The following is a 21,473-nucleotide window of genomic DNA, read 5'->3' on the forward strand; positions in this document are numbered from 1 at the left end:
TCTATCCTTTAATTTCAGTAATTAGATTTCGCAGTCTAGCCAATCCATCTTGAATAGCTCTATGGCAAGATTCTACTGTCGCGCCACCTGACCTTTCTAGTAGTTCAATCTGGTTATTGACATCGCTTATAGAAGCATCAAGAAAATTGTTAGTGTTTCCGAGAAATTCCGAAGCTTCTGTCATTGCTTTTTGATGATTTTCGCTGAGATATTTAAGCAGCTTGCTCGGTTTGCTATCTGAATTATCTTTCTCAGCTTGCACGCGCTTCATTGTTTCTAAATAGCTAGAAAGCCCAACTCGTTTAAACTGTTCCAATACTAATTTTAGGTCATCGCCACTCTTTCTCCCTCGAAATACACCAGCTTCTTTTGAACTATCGATCGCCTTTTTGACTAAATCGATAACATTTTTTTTCTTGATGTCTTCTCCTAATTCAGATATGAGAGAATTGTAAACAGCAAGTTGCCGATCGCACTCTTCTTGAATCGCTGTTTCTAGCATTTCATCCGCAGCTTGACGCGCTTTATTGATTTCGGGAAACTTTTCTCGAACATCGACCGGAATTTCACATTGAAGTTGCCAAGATTTGCTAACCTGTTGCAATGGATCGAGGATTTGTACAACATCAATAATCTGAAATTGTTTAGAACTTCCTTTTGTGCAAGCCGTGCGGCTGGTAACAATTTCTAGTAAAGCCTCGCGCTGGTTTTTCAAGCTATTAAATAGCTTTTTCCAGTTAGCTGAACGATTTTCTAAATCTTTTGCTTCTAAGTCGAGAAACAAACTATTAATCAAATCTTCCATCGAATTTGCAGGATTTCCGGCCATTGTTGCTGCGATCGCCAGTAGCTCAACTGCCGCAGGTACAGGACTCCAGGGTTCCCCAGACTCGCGGGGATACAGGCGAATCTGGCCAACAACATACTGACTCCATCTTTCCAGTTGTTTGGCGTAGGTGCGGAAGTAGCGATCGCCCTCGGGGAACTTCCAATGCTTGTAATGATTGTACTGCAAAATGGCTTGAAAGGCGATCGCGCTTTCTCGAAACTCATCTGCATCATCAGGATTAAGGGGAAGAGATAATTTAACTCCAGAAATCGTCTCCCTTGTCACTTTTGGACTGAAAAAAGTAATATTTCTGCTTTTAAAGTATGTTGTCCCACTACTAGCAAAACTCCCCTTAAGCAGCATTTCTGTGTCCCATTCTATCCGATCGCCGATCGCTGAGTAAATCAACGGTCGCAGTTCTCCACCGATATCTTGCGGGAGAATATCTTGGTTGTTCCAGCGATCGAGAATTTGCAGTTGATTCGTCAGCTTTTCCGAAACTTTTTCAGTTTGAGATTGCGGCTCAACTTGATAATTATTAACCGAAGTTCTAGACTCTTTAGCCCGCGAAACAGATGGTGAAACTTTAGTCGAATGTACCTTCAGGCCCAGTGCAGGAAGATCGAATGCAGAGTGAATTTCCGGGTGCAAATCGCAAAGCTCGTTACTATCAGTCCACAAATCGAGGAGAATTTGGCGGCGATCGTAATTTTGTTGGTCTTTGGCTTTAATATCTGCCTGAACCATTGCACTCAGGCGCATTTTGCCAAAGTGTTCTCGCAGAGAAATAGTAGGAAAATCTCCATGCTGAAGATCGGAAATAGAATTTTCTAGAGTCCACTTGAGAACATCTCTAATCAAAAATCGAGGTTTAAAAGTTTCGGGGTTTACCCTGGCAAGCATCTGCTCTAATGCTTCAGGCGTGAAGGGATACAAACCAAAACCGTCCGCTTCTCCAAAACCTGCATGACAAGCTAGTTTGTGTTCGCATTCACTGCAAGCACTACTTAAAGCTGCTTTATCTGAATCTTCATCATTGCGAGACTTAGCCCAATCTTGAATTATTTTATCCTCCAAACGCACCGCGTTGAGATATCGCGCCACAAATTGTTTGATATCTGAATAATTCACTAAAGATTGTTGTTTTCCAACTGTACCGACATCGAGATTAACGCTAAAAGTAATCCGTTGTTTTACAGTATCTAACCTCAGACCGTCAAAATATCCCGTAGTACAAGCTAGCGCCGTTCGGATCGCGCACAAAGATTTGCCTCCGGCTTGTTGCGGCCTCGCTAAAACTGCTTCTAAAACTTCGCGATCGATTCCTTGAAATTTCGCAAAATCTTCAATTAGCAAAACTAATTCTACTCCTTCTTCGGCTAAAGTTTCGCGAACTTCTCGCATTAATCTTTGCAAGTCTTCCCGCCCGAGGCTCAAAACCTGAGCGATCGCTTCATCTAAATGTCGGTTCAACCAATCTACAGTTTCCTTTTGGATATCATCATCGCCGATTAACAAGCTATAAAATTCCCGCGATCGCTCCCCAGCTTTTTGCAAGTCTAAAACATTTAGAGGCAAGTCCTCAAGCGAAAATTGCCGCCGTTCTTCCACAATTTCTACCGTATCTCGATGTCCGAGAATGTGGATAACTAATTGATGAATAATACCTTCATCCTTTAGCCAGTGTTCTCGGAAAAATGGATCGTATAAAAAAGAGTCAATTACATCAACTAGGTAATCTTGTGCATCAGAAAGATTAGTGCGATCGCCCCGACCATTTGGGCCAACCGCAGCAGCAAGCTGATTCAGAGTTTGTTCCCGCGCTTGTGCTTCAGTCAAGGTGCTAGTGGCTCGATTTAAACGCTGCCGGTATTCATCGAAGGTGGCTCCTGCCATCCCTTCTAATATTAAACTGATAATATCTTTGAGATTCGTTCCTATTTTGGGAATCAGCAAAACTCGACGCTTTTGTGTCGATTCAATATTGGCGGCCAGCCAGCGAATCAGGTGAGATTTTCCTGTGCCAGAACTTCCTAAAACTGGTACGAAAGCGAAATCTTGTTCTGCCAGAAAATCCTTCAGAAATTGTTCCTCACTGTAGCGAACTTGCGACGGTATTTCGATAAGTTCCTGGCGGTACATGGCGATCGGATGGTGAGTTGCCAGAAATATACTATCTGCCGTTTGGGTAGCTTCCACACCCATCACGCGGCGAACGCGATCGACATCCCAGCAAACAAATTTTGTAAAAGTCATAGTTCTACTCCCGTCCAAATAATATGAGAAAATCCTGCTTCTTTGTCACCAATTGGAAGGATGAATAAATCGGCATCCGACTCTTTTATAAGCTGGATGCAGCCATCATCCTGAAGGCGGAATAAAGCAAAAGCCGTGCTAGTTGATAAATGATTTGGCAAGCAAGAACCGATTTTATCCTCAACTTGTTCTCGAAATTTGCCAGTTTCAAACAGAGGACATTTTTCGGCTAAACGATCTACAAACTCTCCAAGCGAAAGTTTAGCTTTTACTTCTCCTTGAAATAACTCTTTTAAATTTCGTTTGAGATAAGCAGTTGGTTCGGCAACTATTCTTTTATTTCCTCCTAAAGCATGACTCCAAGCAAACCCAAAATAACACATCCAGTCCGCGAGTTGACCGAACAAAGTATTGCTGGATATTTTCAAATCTAAAGACTCAGCAACTCCCTGCTCTGCGACAAGCTGTTCTACTTTTTCCCATGTATCGGGAGCATCATAAATATCTTGGGCTAAATACCATGCTATTAACCTGCCTAAATCTGCTTCATCTTCATTATCAGAAGCGAAAAATAGCTGTACCAGCGTATCCGGCAACAACTTATCGCCAGTTTGAGGATGTCGAGCTTCTTCAGTAAGATTAAAATTTATAGCAATATCCTCGTTTTCTTCGATTAATAAACCGCACTTGATACTTTCTCGCAGTGCAGCATCAAACATCGGATGTTCCGCACCTTTGTTTCTCCCTTCTGATAATTTATCGGGAGAAAGCAACCCAGTGAGTTTTTCCCTGTTTTCTCGCTGTTTGGGTGCTTGAAGTAAATATCTAAATATGCCTCGCATTCGGCTAGGAGCAGCCAAAGCAGTTTTTAATACGCTCATAAATTCACCTCCGTACAAAAGTGGTTAAACATAAAATATTTACCTGGAAAAATATCAATTAGCTTGCGGTCATTGCGACTGGGATCTGCTGTATCTACCGGAAGCACGATAATCAGCGGCGCGTCAGAAGTTCTGTTTGGTGACAGATATTTCTCAGGAATAGCCTTTCCTGGTGGATGAAAGATCAGGGTAGGAATGCGCGGCATCAGAATGGGTTGGTATTTTTCAAACAAAAATATAAAAGCATCTGAAATTAGATTTGGTTCTTTAATTAATGTACTATAAAATTCGCGAGTAACAACTAAATTCTTAATTCCTTGCTCCGTCAACCATTGAAAAACTTGAGGGCTTTTGCGTTTCCAACTTTTCTCCTCCATAGATTCATAGAAAATCAGCATTAAGTTATCTCCTGCTAGCAATCGTTCTAGTTCTTTACCTACAAAAAGTTTAGGGTTTTGCCATACAGATATCGGCGCGGGCATAATTCCCGAAAATATTGATTCCCGGTTTTTTCGGCAAACAGGACATCCGCCGCAAGCACGAGAAACTATCACCTGCTTTCTCGGTTCTGGTATTGTACGATCGCCTATTGTGTAAGCTTCAGCTAAGATTTCCGAAATACAGCGTTCGGGTCGCAAAGCCTCGCGCATCAATTCCAAGTTTTTATAGCTCCTGTTTTGGCTTTGCTGGCGAATTGGTTCTACTTTCTGTTCCCAGGTTTGTTTTTTCAGATGCGATTCATCTAGAATCCGAATAAAGCGGGATTCTCGGTGCAGTTCCCAAGCTTTTTGATAAGCGTTTTTCGATTCAAAATTTTTGATAAGCGGCGGTCGATCGGCATCCATTTCGATTAAACTTGCCCGACTCATCAGCGTTAAAGTGCGGATGTTCCAAGCCTGATTCTGTTCGCTGTTCATGTCAATATCTGCTAGTTGTAAAGATGGAGGAATATTGACAAGAACGCGAAACCGACCATCGATCGAGGGTTCTTTTTTGAGAAACATACTTTCCCACCGCTGCAAACCCCGTTCGATCGTAATTGCAGATTTTTCGTTAAGATACTTGGCAATTTTTAGGTCTTCATCGGTATGCAGTGCGAGGGAAATTGCAGCCTTGCCGTCTCGACCTCCGCGACCGACTTCTTGATAGAATCGATCGATAGTTTCGGGGATGCAGGCATGAATTACGGCTCGAACATCTGACTGATCGACGCCCAATCCGAAAGCCGAAGTAGCAACTACTATATCAACTCGTCTCTCGCGCAAGTCTTGAATCAGTTGAGAGCGTTCTGTTGTGCTAGATTCTCCGGTCATCATCGCACACCGCTTGAATCCAGCACGCAACAAATCCTGTTGCCACCGCCTGACATCTTCGCGTTTGGTGGCGTAAACAATCAGAGGGCGAGGGAGATTGCAAACAGCTTCAATTAGTCGCTGTTTTCTGATTTCTTCACTCTGACACCAAGCAAACCAGTAAGAAGGTTCTGGGCGCAATTGCACGGCAGATATCACTTGAAACGGGCCGGGTTTTCCGAATAAAGTTTCCAGGGTATCTAAACAGGATTCGGTTAGGGTTGCAGTCAGCAATAAAGTTGTAAAAGATGTTAAACGCAATAAGTCTCTTCGCAAGCCTGGAAGTTCTTGGAATGCCGGGCGAAAATCATCGCCCCACTGCTCGACGATATGAGCTTCATCTATTACGAAATACCTCAATTTATTTAAGCTTGCTGCTTCGTAAAGAGCCGGTGCGAGGGAATTCATCAAGCTTTCGGGTGAGGTGAAAACGATGCGCTGAGTGCCGTTGCGAAGGCGATCGCGAATTTCCTGCCGTTTCTGTTGTCCTTCCTCAGACTCATCGCCATAATAGGCAGTTGGATGGTTGACAAAGGGTTTTAAAGCTCGTTCTTGGTCGATCGCGAGTGCTGTAGTCGGCACAACGATCGCACTGACACCATCAATGTGCGATCGCAAAAGCGCTGGCAACTGAGCGCAGAGACTTTTGCCCGAGCCCGTAGGCAGATTAATCGCAAGTGTAGCTCTCTCAGGAGCAGTCAAAACAGCACGAATTGCTTCGCGTTGCCCGACACTCCGATACTTCTTCCTATCCACCAATTCCAGGAACGGATCTCCCACTACTTCCTCGTAATTACGGCGATTTTTCTCTTTAAATACGGGTTTATCTGGAGCATATTGTTTGGAAAAATCCAGCCAATTTGGTTGCCAAGGACGAGCGCTAATTAAATAGTAATCCGAGCCTTCAACCAAAACATCGATGCCGCTTTGCTGCCAAATTTCTCGATGGGGGAAAGGATAAGTCGGAGGTACTTTGAGAGTTTGCGGCATTCCACCCTGTCGCTCATCTTCCCGCCGCAATACGTGACGCACTAAAGCAGCAATATCCCCTTTTTCCGGTGCGTCAGGAGTTCCCGCAGCAGCCAAAGCATCCAGCAAGCGCCTGTAACAAGCTTCGGAAAACTGACTTGTATTAGCAGGAATCTTACCTGTTTGGAGAATGTCTCTTAACTCTTGAAATGAATCAGCCATCACTCATCCTCCTCTTTCTGAATTTGAACTGGAACTCGCCCAGAAACGATAGTGAATCCTACAGAATCGAGCTTGATTTTGGGATGGCGAATTCCTTGTAAAATAACTTGACTTAAAGCAGTTTCTATGCTGAGTTCCTGCGCTAATAACGAGTGCGAAGTTGGTTGGCTTTGGGCTAAGCGATTGAGGCGCAGGCGCAGTTGAGCAAGTCTTTTTCCTAGTTTGCGATCGGCAATTTTGGCCTGTTGTTCGCAGAGTTCGATGAAAGAAGTGCGATCGCCCAACAGTGTTTCAGAAGTCCGACGCGCCCGGTGGCAAAATTCTGACCAATTACTAGGATCGACAAACTCATTCAGAATTGGCGATCGGCTTTTTGCCAAGTTGTAATCTCGACATGAATGACTGGTTTTACTCTTATACGGACGTTGCAGGATCTTCAAAAGTGCTTCATCTTCAACAATGCTCATCGGTTCGCACCTAGCATCAATAAAAATTGTCTCGATCGTTGGGGGAAACAGTGCATCAGCGCGTCGTTTGAGAGCCTTGTATTTGCGATCGTCTATCCCCAAATCTGTTAAAACTTTTTGGGATATTTCCAAATCAATCTCGACTAGATAATTAAAGCGAAAACCAAACCATTCCATCCCTTCTCCAGCATCCGAAGATTCATCGCACCGCCACATCGCAAAGGCTTGACCCCGGTCATCCCAATTGATATAAGATGCTAGTGCTTCCACAAATCCTTCGCCAATTCGGTACAGGTTGACACCGCGATGCTGAGTTGATATTCTCCGGTTATAAGTACCAGGTCGTTCTATACGAGTAGCAAAGCGAGTTTGCAGGTCGTGGATGGGAATTAAAGTACGTTTACTAGGTTGATAGCGCGCTACTTTTTCTAAGTTTGGGTCGTCAATTTGTTTAAAGTGAAGTGCTTCACAGATCCAGCCTTCTGTTACTCGTTGAATTTGCTGATGGCGAGCGTCAAAATCATCTAAATTTTGAAAATATTCGGTAGCGTTTTCATCCTGGGCATCTATTTCATCTAAAGCGTTTTGTTCGCTGATTTTCAGTTGTTCGCGCTCTATTTCTTGTTGAATGGCAGTGATTTTGTCCAATAGTCCGCTAGCACCAGATTGAAACAAAGCAGCTTCTAGTTCAGGCAGTTTTTCATCTACATAAAACTGAAGACTGGCGATGGATTGACGGAAGATGCCGAAACCGTCTTTTAATAATTGATACCAAGCATCGTGAGGGCTATCTTCTAAGTCTGAGCCTGCGAATACTGTAAATTGAACATTTAAAGGGCGGCCGATGCGATCGATCCTGCCAATCCTTTGTTCTAAACGATTTGGCGATCGGGGAATATCGAAATTAATCATCCAATTGACAAATTGAAAGTTGCGGCCTTCTTCGCCGGAGGAATCGCAAACAAGCATGAAACAATTTCGGTCGTTTTTGAAGCGATCGAGGTTTTTTTCAACATCAGAACGAGACAGGCATAATTGATGGCTAGCTACAGATTCCCGACCAAAAGTATCTGATAAGCACCGGAAAATTTCAGCGCCTGTTTGGGCAAAACTGGTAAAAATAACAATTTTAGGTAGGGTGTCTCCCGATATCGGTCGGCGAATTCGCTGTTGCACCTGTTCGAGCAATTTATGCTGGTTGCTGCGATAAGATTGAAGCTTAAGAGTGTCTGAAAGATGAGACAGTATTACTATTTTTAGTAATTCGATGCGATCGCCCTCTTCTGAAGGTTGCTGAATAATCCTTAGTAAAGATTGCAAAATCTGTTCTTCCCCAGAAAAGTGAGGGGTTTCTCTGAGAATGCGGAGATTATCGCCACCGAATTCGGGCATCAAATCAGAATGATAAATGCTGCTTAAACGGGTTTCCAGCACTTGCACTAAAATCCCCAACCAAGTGCCGCTGGCACTCAATAAAAGTAGAAATATTTGCTGATATTGTGGTTGGTTAGGAGCGACTGTGCGCCATTCATCAATTAGTTCGTGAATTTGGGCCGATCGCTCATCTAAGTCATATTCTAATTTTGGTGTCACATTGCGGTCAAAAATTACATCTTCTACCGCAGCGCGGCGGTTGCGGAGCATTCGGCGGTGCAGCCGATAGGTTTCGCTGATGTGGGTGCGGATCGATCGCACTATTGGATCGCGATCGCCCGTTCGTATTTCTGGAGAAAGCAAGCAATTTTGCAACTCCTCTACCATATCTAGCAAATATTTATCTTCAGCAAACAAATTTCGCAGTTGGTTGAGGTTAGTTTTAAGCACAAACGGATTTGCACCCTCTTTAAATGAAAGTAAAACTCGACCAATTTGTTGGCGGTTTTTCACCCTCGCCCGAAAACCTTCCACATCATCAATTTGGTAGGTGATCGGATCTAGGAGGTGCAGCATTACCAGGAAATCTTGCTCGCGATCGATCGCTGGAGTTGCGGATAATAAGAGTAGGCGATCGCTTTTGTGAGCGAGGTGTTTGCAAGTTTGGAAACGCCTGCGCTCTCTCGAATCTGAAGAAGTCGCCATTGCTGCAATATGATGTGCTTCATCTAAAATCAGGAAGCCCAAAGCGGCATTCGGGCTGACTCGATCGACATCCTCTACAGCAAGTACCTGGACGCGATCGGCAAATTCAGAGAGAAAGTCAGAGAGATAGAATTTATTTTCTAATTCTTGAAGCCACTGTTCCCGCAGGTATTGCGGCACAATTACCACTGCACGTCCCTGGGGTTCATCGAGGAGATACTGGCGCAGAATAGCACCTGCTTCGATCGTCTTTCCCAGTCCAACTTCATCAGCTAAAAGATAGCGTTGAATCGGGTCTTCGAGCACGCGGCGGACAACTTCAACTTGATGGGGATAAAGGTCAATATTGGCAGAAATCAGCCCTGTCATCCCGCGACTGACGGCGCCCTGTTGGATCAGACACCGGACAAAAGCTAAACGCCGATCGTGAAAGTAAGGCGTTTCCTGACCTTTCATCGCTAGAATTTCGATGGGATCATCGATGGGTAGGTTGCAGCGAACGTAAATTTCCTGTTCGGCAACTAATGCTATCTTTTTATCGGGTAGATCGATGCGATACAGACTTTTATCTTCGTCCCAGTCAAAAATTCGACCAATTATCCATGTATCCTGGTTTTCTGGCTGGATGTAACATCGTGTCTGAGGCGGGAGTCGAACTCTAGAAAGCGAAGTTAAGGGTAAGATTTTTTCTAGGCGTTGCCCGATCGAGCAGAAGTATTCAACCGTTGCTGTAGAGTAGGATAGCTCGGTAACTTTTCCGATTCCTAAGTCGTTGTTTGGAGATTTTTCTGCGGAGAGGTTTTGCGATCGCACCAGCAAACCAAGCTTCATCATAATTCCGACCTCAACAATACCCCCTACTATAGTAGCCGATCGCCCGCGACCAAATATCAGTGTAATTTAATTTTCCACCCTTTTTGTCGTCGTTAAGCTGAAACCCAGTTATAAAGCTTAGCCTAAGACTTTATGTAACGCATTCCGAGGCCCTAATTTTTCCTTGTCGTAACGAGCATCCCACCACAGCCAAGCTGACGCACTTTAACAGATCAGATTTGGTATTATATAGAATCCGAACTCTCTTACCAATTTAATGTGAAGTTGCACATATCCCGATCCCCCTCGCATCCCCCGAATAGTCGGGGGACTTTGAGTAACTCTTGGCCCCCCCGACTATTCGGGGGGTTAGGGGGGATCAGATTCTATGCACCCTCATAAAAAATTGGTATCACAGCTTAACTAATATTAGGAAACACAACCAAAATGTCACTATTAGAAGCACAGCAACTGACAATGCGATTCGGCGGCTTGACTGCGGTAAATCAAGTCAGCTTAACCTTAGAAAAAGGATCGATCGCCAGTTTGATTGGCCCCAACGGTGCGGGTAAAACCACATTCTTTAATATGCTGACCGGCATCTACAAACCGAGTGCGGGCCAGTTGGTACTGGAAAATAAAAATATCACAGGTTTACCGCCCGATCGCCTGACAACTTTCGGGATTGCTAGAACTTTTCAAAATATCCGATTGTTCAACAACATGACTGTGTTGGATAATATTTTAGTAGGCAGACATTGCCGTTTAAAAGCTGGTTTGTTGGGTGCAATCCTCCGCCCTCCGACTGTGAATTCGGAGGAACGGGAAGCTAAAATAAAAGCGCTGACTATGCTAGATTTTGTCGGTTTAGGCGTGAAGAAAGCGCCGGAGTTGGCAAAAAACCTTTCCTACGGCGACCAGCGCAGATTGGAAATTGCGAGGGCTTTGGCATCTGACCCAAAAGTTTTGCTGTTGGACGAACCGACTGCGGGGATGAACCCGAATGAAACGGCCGATCTAACTCGGTTTATTTACCGGATTCGGGATGAGTTGGATTTGAGTATTTTGCTGATCGAACACGATATGAAAGTGGTGATGGGAATTAGCGATCGCGTGAGTGTAATGGAGTACGGTACTAAAATTGCTGAGGGAACTCCCGATGAAGTTCGCGCAGATCCTCGCGTGATTGAGGCTTATTTGGGAAAAGAAGAAGATGCCAACGGGTAATGGTAAATATGTCCGTGTTTTGATTAAAATCTATATAAAGATAGCCGACAAAGAGTAATTATGCTAGAAATTCAAGATATTCATACCTATTACGGAAATATTCACGCCCTCAAAGGAGTCTCATTAACGGTTAAGGAGGGAGAAGTTGTGACTTTAATTGGTAGCAACGGGGCGGGGAAAACTACCACTCTCCGCACGATTCAAGGATTGCTGCGCCCGCGCAGCGGCACTGTATTATTTGAGGGTAAGCCTTTGGAATCGCTGTCTACAGAGGCGATCGTCCGTTTGGGCATTTCTCAAAGCCCGGAAGGAAGGTTGATTTTTCCGCGGATGACGGTGCAAGAAAACCTGGAAATGGGTGCTTATCTACGCAACGATACTCTGGGTATCAAGTCGGATATGGAAAAAGCTTTAAATTTATTTCCCCGTTTGCGAGAAAGAATTAGTCAAAAAGGGGGCACTCTCAGCGGCGGGGAACAGCAAATGCTGGCGATCGCCCGCGCTTTGATGTCCCGCCCCCGTTTGCTATTGTTGGACGAACCGAGTATGGGTTTGGCGCCGATGTTAGTCAGTCAAATTTTTGCGATCGTCCGCGATATTAATGCTGAAGGTACAACTATTTTACTCGTAGAACAAAACGCTCGCATGGCTTTAAGTGTAGCCCACCGCGGCTATGTGATCCAAACTGGTGAGGTTGTAGTGGCTGGTAGTGCTAGCGATTTGCAGTCAAATGAAACTGTTCGCAAAGCCTATTTAGGTGAAAGTTAAATATGGGAATTGGGCATTGGGAATTGGGAATTGGGCATTGGTGATTGGTTATTGGTTAGGTGCATCTCAATTTTGTAAGGGCGAAGCATTCCGGCAGACAATTTATTAGCGATCGCCAGAGATTTATACCAATTTCATAAAGTAGCGCTAGATATTACCCCCCCCGCGATTTCGGGGGGGCTAAGACTTCATCCATAGCACATATGAAAGAAAAATGGTATTACTGCCGGAATGCTTCGCCCCTACGAATATATTTCAATACAGTTCACTTAAGACAGTACACCGGGAAAAACGATGTGACAAACAGACCCTGCGATTGCTCTCTCTGGGATCGCAATGACAAAAAACGTTAAGTGAACCGTATTGGAATATATTTGCAAAAAAAGAGATGCACCCTATTGGTTATTGAAACTGGGAGCATCTCAGTTTTGCAAGAAGCATTGTTTATGGTAGTGCGAGCTCTTAAGCTCGCACTGTAAATGCAAAACGGAGATGCTCCCATTGAAACTAACAACTAACAAATAACAACTAACAACTAACAAATAACAACTAACAAATAACAACCAACAAATAACAACCAACAAATAACAACTAACAAATAACAACCAACAAATAACAAATTACCCCATTTGCGATCGCAAATTCCCCGTTTTCAATTCCGTCTCAAAAGCCGATCGCACCTTTTCCCACTCAGCTTCGGCTTCCAATAGGCGATCGCGCGCCGCCCTCGCATCAAAAACCTGTTCCCCTCCAGACTCAACCGCCACGCGGCCCATCAACTCCAACTCCTTGCATACTTCCGAAAAAGACACCGCTCCTAAATTGGCGCTGCTCGACTTCAGCGTGTGAGAAGCTAGCTTCAAACTGTCAGCGTCACCTAGAAAAATAGCTTCCTTAATTGTTTCTAAATGCTGCTGTGCGTCTAACAAATATATCTTAATCAACTCCCCCAAAAAATCCGGATCGTCCTCATCGTCTAGCTCGCGGAGATTGTGCAAAACCTCAAAATTAATCGGCGAATTTGCTGGCGGTTGAACGCTCGAATGTCTAGTAACATGACTGCCATTTTGATCGGAAATATCTGGATTTTTTGGTTCAGTAACGGCATTCAATTCATCCCGACGCAGAGGTTGGCACTTGCTGAGGGCGAGGGCCAACTCTTCCCGGCGCACGGGCTTAGTAATATAATCGTCCATACCCGCTTCCAGACACTTTTCGCGATCGCCCTGCATGGCATTAGCCGTCATCGCAATAATTCTCGGCTTCTTGTTAGCTGGCCATTCCGCACATATGCGGCGCGTCGTTTCCAAACCGTCCATCTCCGGCATCTGCACGTCCATCAGCACAACATCGTAAGATTGCCGCTTGCACGCCTCCAAAACCTCCAAGCCATTAGCCGCAATATCCGCCCGATATCCTATCCTGTCGAGCAAATGCGTAGCGACTTTTTGATTCACCACATTGTCCTCTGCCAGCAAAATCCGAATCTGATTAGCATTACTTGGATCGTGTGGGGCTGAATTGCTCGGAACCTGCCTCAAAACCGCAGGCGTCCGCTGCGCGCGGTGCTGTTCTTGAGAATTTTCAAAATACTTCAATCCCGAAGTCAAAGTCGCCACATTTGAAAGTTCTCCCTTGCTGCTTCTACCAGCAACATACCCAAAAACTTGCAGCAATACATTATAAAACTGGGACTGTTTTAGAGGCTTAGTTAAAAACGCCGAAAAATGTACTTCTGTAGTTTCAAGTTTTTTCCAAACTTCCGCCTTGCTCAAATAAGTAAACAGCACCAAAGGTAGCGTAACTTTGCGAGGGCTTTTAACTTTGATGACATTCGGATTTAGCGCGTCGCCATTAGATAAATTGCTCAGCTCAAATTTCCGAATCTCCACAGCCAAAGCCACACCGTCCATATCTGGTAGATTCATCGCCAAAATAGCCAAATCGATCGCCGAGTTTCCTTTGATGATTTCCAAAGCCTCAGCGCCTGAAGTTACAGCCACGGGTATCATGCCCCAAGCCTCAGCTTGCCGGATCAAAACTTGGCGGTTAATGGCATGATTCTCGGCAATTAACAAACGCTTCCCAACAGTAAATTCCGGTTTTTTTTCTTCAGCCGCGTTTTGATTAGCTTCAGCAATCACCGTGAAATAAAAAATCGAACCGGAACCCGATATCGACGGTGCAGAAAATCCCGCAGGTGGGATTCCTGCCGTACTTTGTCCGATCGCAGAAACAGCAGGTTGAGACTTGGAACTGCCCGGAGCTACCTGACTGACAACCCACATTTTACCGCCCATCATATCGCTCAAACGTTGGCTGATAGCCAATCCCAGCCCAGTCCCGCCGTAATGTCGCGTTGTCGAGGCGTCTACCTGCGAAAAAGCTTTAAACAGGCGATCGATCCGGTCTGGCGGAATGCCAATGCCCGTATCTTGGACACCAAATTGAATCTCGTACAGTCTCCTACCTGCCAACTTTCCCTGGTTAATTGCTAGCGGTTGCGGCTCTAGAATATTGCTAATTTCCGGCGAACTCTTAGCAGGTAATTGTTCAACTTTCCGAGCCGTACAGCAGACAACAATTTCTCCAGACTCTGTAAATTTAACTGCATTGCCCAGCAGATTTACTAAGATTTGGCGCAGCCTTGTGACATCTCCTAAAATGTTTTTCGGAACAGAATCATCAATAAAATAAGCCAACTCTAAACCTTTTTCCGACGCTCTAGGAGCTAGCAATTCCAGAGATTCTTCTATACAGTTTTGCAGATCGAAGGGGCTGCGTTCCAAATCCATTTTACCCGATTCAATCTTGGAAAAGTCGAGGATATCGTTAATAATAGTTAGCAAAGCATCGCCACTGGTGCGAATTGTCTCAACAAAATCCCGCTGTTCTGGAGTTAGTTGCATATCCAGCAGCAAACCCGTCATCCCGATTACCGCATTCATCGGAGTGCGGATTTCGTGACTCATAGTTGCTAAAAATTCGCTCTTAGCTCTGTTAGCTACTTCGGCCGCTTCTCGCGCTTGCTCCAAAGCTTCATTTTGCTCTGCCAACTGTCGCTGGCGCTGAACTTCCGTTTCTAAGAGTAGTGCTTGAGCTAAGGTAATTCCGACTTGAGCGGCAACATCTTCTAAGAGTTCAATTTCGTCGGGAGTCCACTGGCGAGTTGCATCGCACTGGTGCAAAGTAATAATGCCATTCGGTTCTCCTTGATAGGAAGTGCGAACCGCCAACATAGATTTTAATCCGATGCGGCGGCACATTGGTACGGAAGATTCGAGCAAAGGATCGGCAAACACGTCGGGAGATGCCAGGGCGATATCTTCTGCGAGTAGTTTTTCGGTGTAGGGGTTGTAAGTGACAGAAAGTTCTAAATCTAAAGCCGATTCGTGACCTGGTTCTAGGTATTCTGCGACGCAAGGAAGGTGCGGATAAGGTTGGGAAAGATAGGTGTGAATTGTGCAGCGATTGACGCCGAATACGCGGCCGATTTGGGTGGCGGTAGTCTGAAAAATTTCTTGAGTGTCTAAGGTCGATCGCACTTTTTGAGTAATTTGTTTGAGCAGCAAGACGCGCTGGTACTGTCGCTGCAAAGTTCGCTCTCGCTCTTCCCTGGCAATTTCCGCCCCGATGTAATTGCCCATCAGCTTTAAAATTTCAAGATTCAGCGGTTTTAAAGGAGGTTTAGCGGTGCGGGAAGTAAAGCTTAAGGTGCCAAAAACTCGCCCTTGGACGATTACCCTGGTGCCGACAAAAGCCTCCAACCTCCGCACGGCGTAAGCGGGATGCTGCTTCCACTGAGTAGTGCCGGCTGATTCGATCGAAATAGGTTCGATCGATCGCAAAACCTCTCGCTCGAAGGTTCTGCTTAAAGAAAAACCGTCTCCTTTAGCAAATCCGAAGGGAAAATCTTGCGGTACATAAGCCGCGAGCACTTCGTAGCGATCGCCCAAAACCCTGCCCAACAGCCCGATATCCATCCCAAACTGACTGCAACCCATTGCCAGCAACCGGGCCGTTCGCTCGTCAAAAGAGCCGGACGAGCCTACCATTACCTCGTAGAGCGATCGAATTGCCCGCTCGCTTTCCCGCAGTTCCTCAACTCCTTCAACGCGGTTGCAGACATCGTGCAAAGTCCCTAAAATTCCCAGTATTTCACCTTGGGAATTCAGCCGGACTTGGGCAAATATTTCAACTGAAACAAAGCCTGAATCAATCTGAATTCCCAATTCGTTTTTGCCAGATTCCAACTTGTATTTAAATCGCAGTTCTCGCCGATAAAATGGTGAATTACCAGACAGCAAAGACTCCAATAAATTTTCACAATGCGAGCGCTCATCTGGATGCACCCAATCTAAAAAATTAGTTGTCAAACTTTCAGCCACCGAAAAACCCGTTATTTCAGTCCAAGCACGGTTGAGAAATGTCCAAATCCCCGCCGCATCCATCTGGAAAATTACTGTTGCTTTCAAAGCATCAAATACTTGGAATTCCTCGACGCCATCGGAGTTTTTGAGTTCTAACTGCTGGTTTGGAGTAATATCTGTATGAGTTCCGACTACCCGCAGCGGTTTGCCCGTAGCGCTACGCAAAACTTGACCTCGGTTCAGCACCCAGACAGTGCTGCCGTCTTTGCAGTACATTCGATATTCGGCTGCAAAATCCGCTGTTTTTTGTGCGAAGTGATCTTCTAAAGCTGCCTTTACTCCGTCAATGTCGTCTCGGTGGATGCGACTCCACCATTCCGATCGCCGATTCGAGATTTCCCCTTCTTTGTAGCCGAGCATTTCTTGCCATCGCGCCGAATAAAAAAACTCATCTGTTTCGAGATTCCAATCCCAAATCCCCTGATTGTTGACGGTAGCGGGGAGATTTGGGGGCTGCACGACGCTACTGTTTTGAGCAATTTCTGCATCTGGGTAGGGATTGGCTGCCGGAATTTGTATTTGGGCCAAGAGTTTTTTGTACTGCGCGTTGCTAGATTCTAGCTGGCGCTGCAAAGCGAGCAAGCCTGAATGCAGAGATTTTGAGTCCAGTGCTTGTAACAGGATAGTTTGAGGATTGACAATCCCGATCGGGTGATTGCTGTCGTTGATGACTAATAGAGGTAACTGGCAGTAGTGTTTTCGCAGCAGGGCGATGGCTGCTTCGAGGGTAGAGTGCGATCGTACCAGGGCTGGCGAACTGCTGCAAATCGCTCCTGCTTTAATTCTGCTAGAGTCTCTCCCCGTGGCTTGCAACTGCACGATGTCCCGCGAACTTACCACCCCAACCAGTTTGTGGAGGTTGGGATTTGTAAATTTGGCATTTTGAGCTGCACCATTCGAGTTTGGTTCCGGGGTTTCAGTGATTAATACATAGCTAACATTGTGTCGGAACATCAGTTGCGCCAAATAGCGAACTGAAGCAGTAGCCGGAGCGTGAATAATTCGCGACGCTGCGATTTGAGGGATTTGATCGAGTTTAATTAAATTTGCGGGGATCTCTAATTTCGGATGTAAAATTGGCAGTGGCGGAGGAAATGGCAAGGGCGAAGCAGGTGGCGAAGGGCTGCTAATGGGTTGTGGCGATTCCCCAATTTCCTGCAACAGTTGTACCAAGCTTTGAGAGCTAATTAAACCGACAAGTTCTTCAGCGTCGTTGACGACTGGTAAATGCCCGATCAGATGTTTGTCCAGCAGATTGGCTAAGGCAAAAAAGTCGGGAATTTCCGATTCTCGGGCTACAGTTACGGTTCTGATCATGATTTGCTCGATCGCAAATCCCCTCAAAGCAGCGCCGATCGAATTTAGCTGTACGACATCTCGCGCTGTAAAAATCCCCAGCACCATCTGGCCACCGGTATCGTCGGCTTTTGAGCCGTTGAGGCCGTTGAGACTGAGCCTGTTAGCACCTGCGTGTAGCGCACGCGGTAGGCCTTTGTAGAAACCTAACTGTTCCCGCGACTGCGGGGAAGTCCCGTTGGTGGGATTTCCCAGTTGAAAATTTCCGCGCGGTTCTACCACAAGGACGTAACTGGCTCCTGTGCTGCTCATCAGCTCGATCGCCTCTTCTACGGGCGTCCCAGGGGTGACGGTGAGGGGATGGCGGTTAATGACCTGACTGAGAGAGGGAATAAACATCAGCGGGCATAAGAGTGATATTTGTTGGAAAAACCCGATCGTCGCAAGCAGCAGGTTGATTGAGAGGCTTTGCGCGCGAGGTTACCTGTGCGCGATCAAAGTTTCTGTAAGATTAAAATCACCCCTACTATCAGCATCTTGGCATTAAAAATTAATTCCGTGCCAAATCCTGACAATTGACGGGCGCTGAAAGTCAGAACCAATGCTATCTAGCAGAGGGCGGACATGAAGACTGGCCGGCAATTCCTCGCCTAACCTAACTACTGCGGGTTTACGAGCAAGAATTTCTGCGATGTCTAGACTTCGGCTACCTTCTCGCGCTCAAGGGAATTCTCGATCGGATTCTGTTGGAGGCAAGATACTTACACGCTACCAATTTACCAGCGACAGGAGGGGAATCACAACACGATTTAGATATTTCAACTGTCTAATTAAGGGTTCGAGGGTTCGAGGGCACAAAATAAATAATTGCGATCGTAACTAATTCTATCTTATCCCAATTCTGAACTCCGAGGATTTGACATTCAATTCGGGCGATCCTCTTCGAGGGCTGCGCTAACGAACTTGATGAGAATAGCACTCTTCCCCGGCACCAAAAAAGTCGCCTTACCACCCTTCAGGGTCAAGCTGCTAACAACCTCATCCATTGACTTCAAACTAAACTCCCGCACCGTCCCATTACCAGCTTCGATTAAAGCTGAAATATCGGCACGAACAGTATAAGATTTTGCTCGATCGTTGACAGCCAGCAAGTAAACATTCTTACTAGAATCGAGAGTTGCAACTGCCATTAAATCGGAACTATTAGCGATCGGAAAAAAGCTAGCCCTACCCCCTTGCAAAGCCCGAATTCCCATCCGCAAAGCATAGTAGCTCGCGCGCCGTTTTCCCCCGTCCCCCAGCAAACCTTCCGCCAGTGCCGGCTTTCCCCAGTCGTACAAACAGAATATGTGACTCCCGTAAATATAATTATCCCCCGGTTGGGAACCTCGGATCAAATTTTTAATCAAACTTAAAGCTAAAGGGAAATCGTTATAGCTAATTTGATAACTTCCCCATTCTCCCACCCAAACCTCCGAGTTAGCACGGACTGTCCCCTTCATCCAGCCGCGCACTTTGCGGGTGTAGTTAGAAATATCTGCATCGTAATTGTGGAAGTTGACAGTATCGAAATAATTAGGAATTTCTCGCAAAGCCTCAGCAGGCCAAATGCTGCCACCTACGCTTGTCGGGCTGTGGATGCGGTAAGCGCGCCCAGGCAAATAACTTTTGTACACAAAGTCGATCGCATCTTTGGTCACTTTCACCAACTCAAAATAGTCAGCCATAGTTCCACCCCAACCCTGTATGCGGTAGTCCGGTTCGTTGTGAATTTCCCAATCATCAACGCGGTAATCGTTGCGTACATTCAACCAATAAACCGTAGCAAACACGTGTTCCCACCACTCGTTCCAATCTTCTTTAGTTCGGGGCGGATTTAATTGCAGCGCCCAGGACGGATTCCAACTACCGTCCACATTGCGAATGCTCACAACCGGGCGAATCTTAGCCTGTTTGAGAGCATTAAAAATAGTCCTAGCATTGCCTTCCCAAACTTTACCACGTTCTCCCGACCACGAATAATCGCTACCCCGGGGCGGATCGGTCATAATTTTATCCCAATGCGCCCAATTAATAATATTTGGATTTGCCTTAATTTGGGAGATTTCCGGCCAGCCGTATTTACCGTCATCGTCTTCCGGTTCCCATCGAGACATCCCGCCGTAAATGCGGTATGTATTAATTCCCAAATCTTGCAAATCTTTGAGATCAAAGTTAATGTTGCCCTCGACTGCACCGATGTAGCGAGTGCTGACACCCGCAGCAGTACCGGAGAATTTAATTGTTGCGATGTTTTGAGCAAAAGTTGTCGTTGGGCCAAACAACTCTAGGCCGATGGCAATTAAAAAGGCGAGGGTGAAATTCCGAATTAGAGTTTTTGATAACACTGGGTTAATAACTAAGGACTAACTGCTTAAGACCTACTGATTAATTAACTTCAACCGACGCTGAATCTGTCCTGCCGCCGCGGCGATTACGATCGCCAAAATCGGGTGCAGTGGCTCGCTGTGGCGAACTTCTGCATAAGTGAGCGCATGGATCAAAGTAAAATAGCCGCAGACTGCCAGCAGTGGCAAAAACTCCCGCCAGCGATGCCGCAAAACTATCATGCCCAAAGCCGCAAATACAGGCAAAATTCGCGACGCTAAAATGCCGACAATCCGTTGCGGCGAAAAGAATTTCCGCATTGCCTGCACATTAAACATAGCGTGATGAGGCCAGTCACTTATAGGGTTTCCCAACCACAAATAAACTGCCTTTTGCAAACAATACCAGAGATAGACAGCCGGCTCGCAGAGTATTGAAGCGATCGCCCGTTTGGTAAAATAGCGATCGCCCTCAATGGTAAAAACATCGTGTCCGCCATTCCGAGCCGGATTGAGTTCTTCCTGCCAAATTTTAGTGATATGGCGTTTTGGCAGTTGTTCGTAGGCAAAATGATAAAACTCTGGACTTCCTTGCCACAGCAGCCCCGTAGAAACACTGTAAATCAAAAAAGTCTTGTGAGTTCGATAATTGTGGTAAGTCCAAGGTGTGGTAATGATGATAATTGCGCCCAAATAAGCAACAAACAAAGCAATCTTGCGCTTAAAAGACCATTGGCGCGGCATCAATAGTGGGACAATTACCGGAAACAACATCGCTGTCGGCCGACAAAGATTCGTAATTGCCAACAACCCACCTGCTAATGAAAAATTTTGCCACTGCGGCTGTTCCAATGCTCGCAGCAAGCCCAGTATTGTTAAAATCATTAAAGGCGCGTATAAAATCTCTGTTTGCAGCAGCCTGACATGAAGAATCAGGGAGGGATGTAGCGCAATTAATCCAGCGGCGACTAAGGAACTTTGAGGGCCAGTAAAACGCCGTGCCAGGATAAAAGTTAGGGGTATGATTGTCGCCCCCAAAAAAGCTTGTATGTAGACTACAGATGCGGGAGAACGACCGAAAATTACATAACATCCAGCTACAAAAAAGGGATACACTGGTGTCCTGCCCGGCCAATCAAAAAATTTACCCTCTAGCAAAGAGTGTCCCAAATACTCGTAACCTGGTTCATCGCCTGTGAGACGGGCGGGGGTATCGGGGAGAGTTTGGTTGGTGCGCCACGCCAAATAGAGCCGGAATGCTAGTCCCAGCAGCGTCAGAAAAATCAGCGCCAAGACAATTATGCGGTCATTTCTTTGCTGCTGCGTTGCCAAGATATCTCGTGTCATCAAAGCTGACTGCGAAAATTTGATTGGTTTCCTCTCAATTTTTTAGGTTGGGAATGTCAAAAATTATATCGTTTTAGATACATTTTTTTCGAGAATTGATATTTTTCACGCCATGTCCGATTATTCCAGCGGACGATCGCATTTTGAGAATCTTGGGTGCAAGTAGATCTT

Annotated in this window: 9 protein-coding genes; 2 read left to right on the forward strand and 7 right to left on the reverse strand. The window is 45.7% G+C overall.

All coding sequences use genetic code 11. The annotated features are described in order from the left end of the window. Position 1: 1 nt before the first annotated feature. Genes dpdH through dpdE form a run of 4 tightly spaced genes read right to left on the reverse strand, consistent with a single transcriptional unit; the run spans position 2 to position 9,889 of the window. Positions 2–3,085, reverse strand: a complete 3,084-nt coding sequence (gene dpdH / locus JGK36_RS06155) for a protein DpdH (RefSeq protein ID WP_293196930.1) — start codon at positions 3,083–3,085, stop codon at positions 2–4. Then, the gene (gene dpdG, locus JGK36_RS06160; protein WP_293196931.1) at positions 3,082–3,966 is read right to left on the reverse strand and encodes a protein DpdG; all 885 of its coding nucleotides are present in this window, start codon (positions 3,964–3,966) and stop codon (positions 3,082–3,084) included. Before dpdG ends, dpdH begins: the two co-directional genes overlap by 4 nt. After that, a complete protein-coding gene (gene dpdF / locus JGK36_RS06165; protein WP_293196932.1) occupies positions 3,963–6,509 on the reverse strand; it encodes a protein DpdF in 2,547 nt (848 codons plus the stop codon). Before dpdF ends, dpdG begins: the two co-directional genes overlap by 4 nt. Then, positions 6,509–9,889: a protein DpdE gene (dpdE, locus tag JGK36_RS06170; RefSeq protein WP_293196933.1), complete on the reverse strand. Its 3,381-nt coding sequence runs from the start codon at positions 9,887–9,889 to the stop codon at positions 6,509–6,511. Before dpdE ends, dpdF begins: the two co-directional genes overlap by 1 nt. Before the next feature lie 426 nt (positions 9,890–10,315). On the opposite strand from dpdE, the gene JGK36_RS06175 reads away from it, so the two are divergent. Both JGK36_RS06175 and JGK36_RS06180 read left to right on the forward strand, forming a co-directional pair. Continuing rightward, positions 10,316–11,095: an ABC transporter ATP-binding protein gene (locus JGK36_RS06175; protein WP_293181701.1), complete on the forward strand. Its 780-nt coding sequence runs from the start codon at positions 10,316–10,318 to the stop codon at positions 11,093–11,095. 60 nt (positions 11,096–11,155) lie between these two features. Next, the gene (locus tag JGK36_RS06180; protein ID WP_293181702.1) at positions 11,156–11,863 is read left to right on the forward strand and encodes an ABC transporter ATP-binding protein; all 708 of its coding nucleotides are present in this window, start codon (positions 11,156–11,158) and stop codon (positions 11,861–11,863) included. Positions 11,864–12,483: 620 nt separating this feature from the next. On the opposite strand, the gene JGK36_RS06185 is transcribed toward JGK36_RS06180, so the two are convergent. The 3 genes from JGK36_RS06185 to JGK36_RS06195 form a co-directional block, all read right to left on the reverse strand. Then, the gene (locus JGK36_RS06185; RefSeq protein WP_293196934.1) at positions 12,484–17,988 is read right to left on the reverse strand and encodes a response regulator; all 5,505 of its coding nucleotides are present in this window, start codon (positions 17,986–17,988) and stop codon (positions 12,484–12,486) included. 524 nt (positions 17,989–18,512) lie between these two features. After that, positions 18,513–19,976 carry a hypothetical protein gene (locus JGK36_RS06190; protein WP_293196935.1) on the reverse strand — a complete coding sequence of 488 codons (1,464 nt, stop codon included), beginning with the start codon at positions 19,974–19,976 and terminating at the stop codon, positions 18,513–18,515. Positions 19,977–20,009: 33 nt separating this feature from the next. Continuing rightward, entirely contained in the window at positions 20,010–21,302 is a 1,293-nt protein-coding gene (locus tag JGK36_RS06195) for a glycosyltransferase family 39 protein (protein WP_293196936.1), read from the reverse strand. Between the last annotated feature and the right edge of the window lie 171 nt (positions 21,303–21,473).

The sequence above is a fragment of the Microcoleus sp. PH2017_35_SFW_U_B genome (assembly GCF_020737865.1).
Taxonomy (GTDB): domain Bacteria; phylum Cyanobacteriota; class Cyanobacteriia; order Cyanobacteriales; family Microcoleaceae; genus Microcoleus.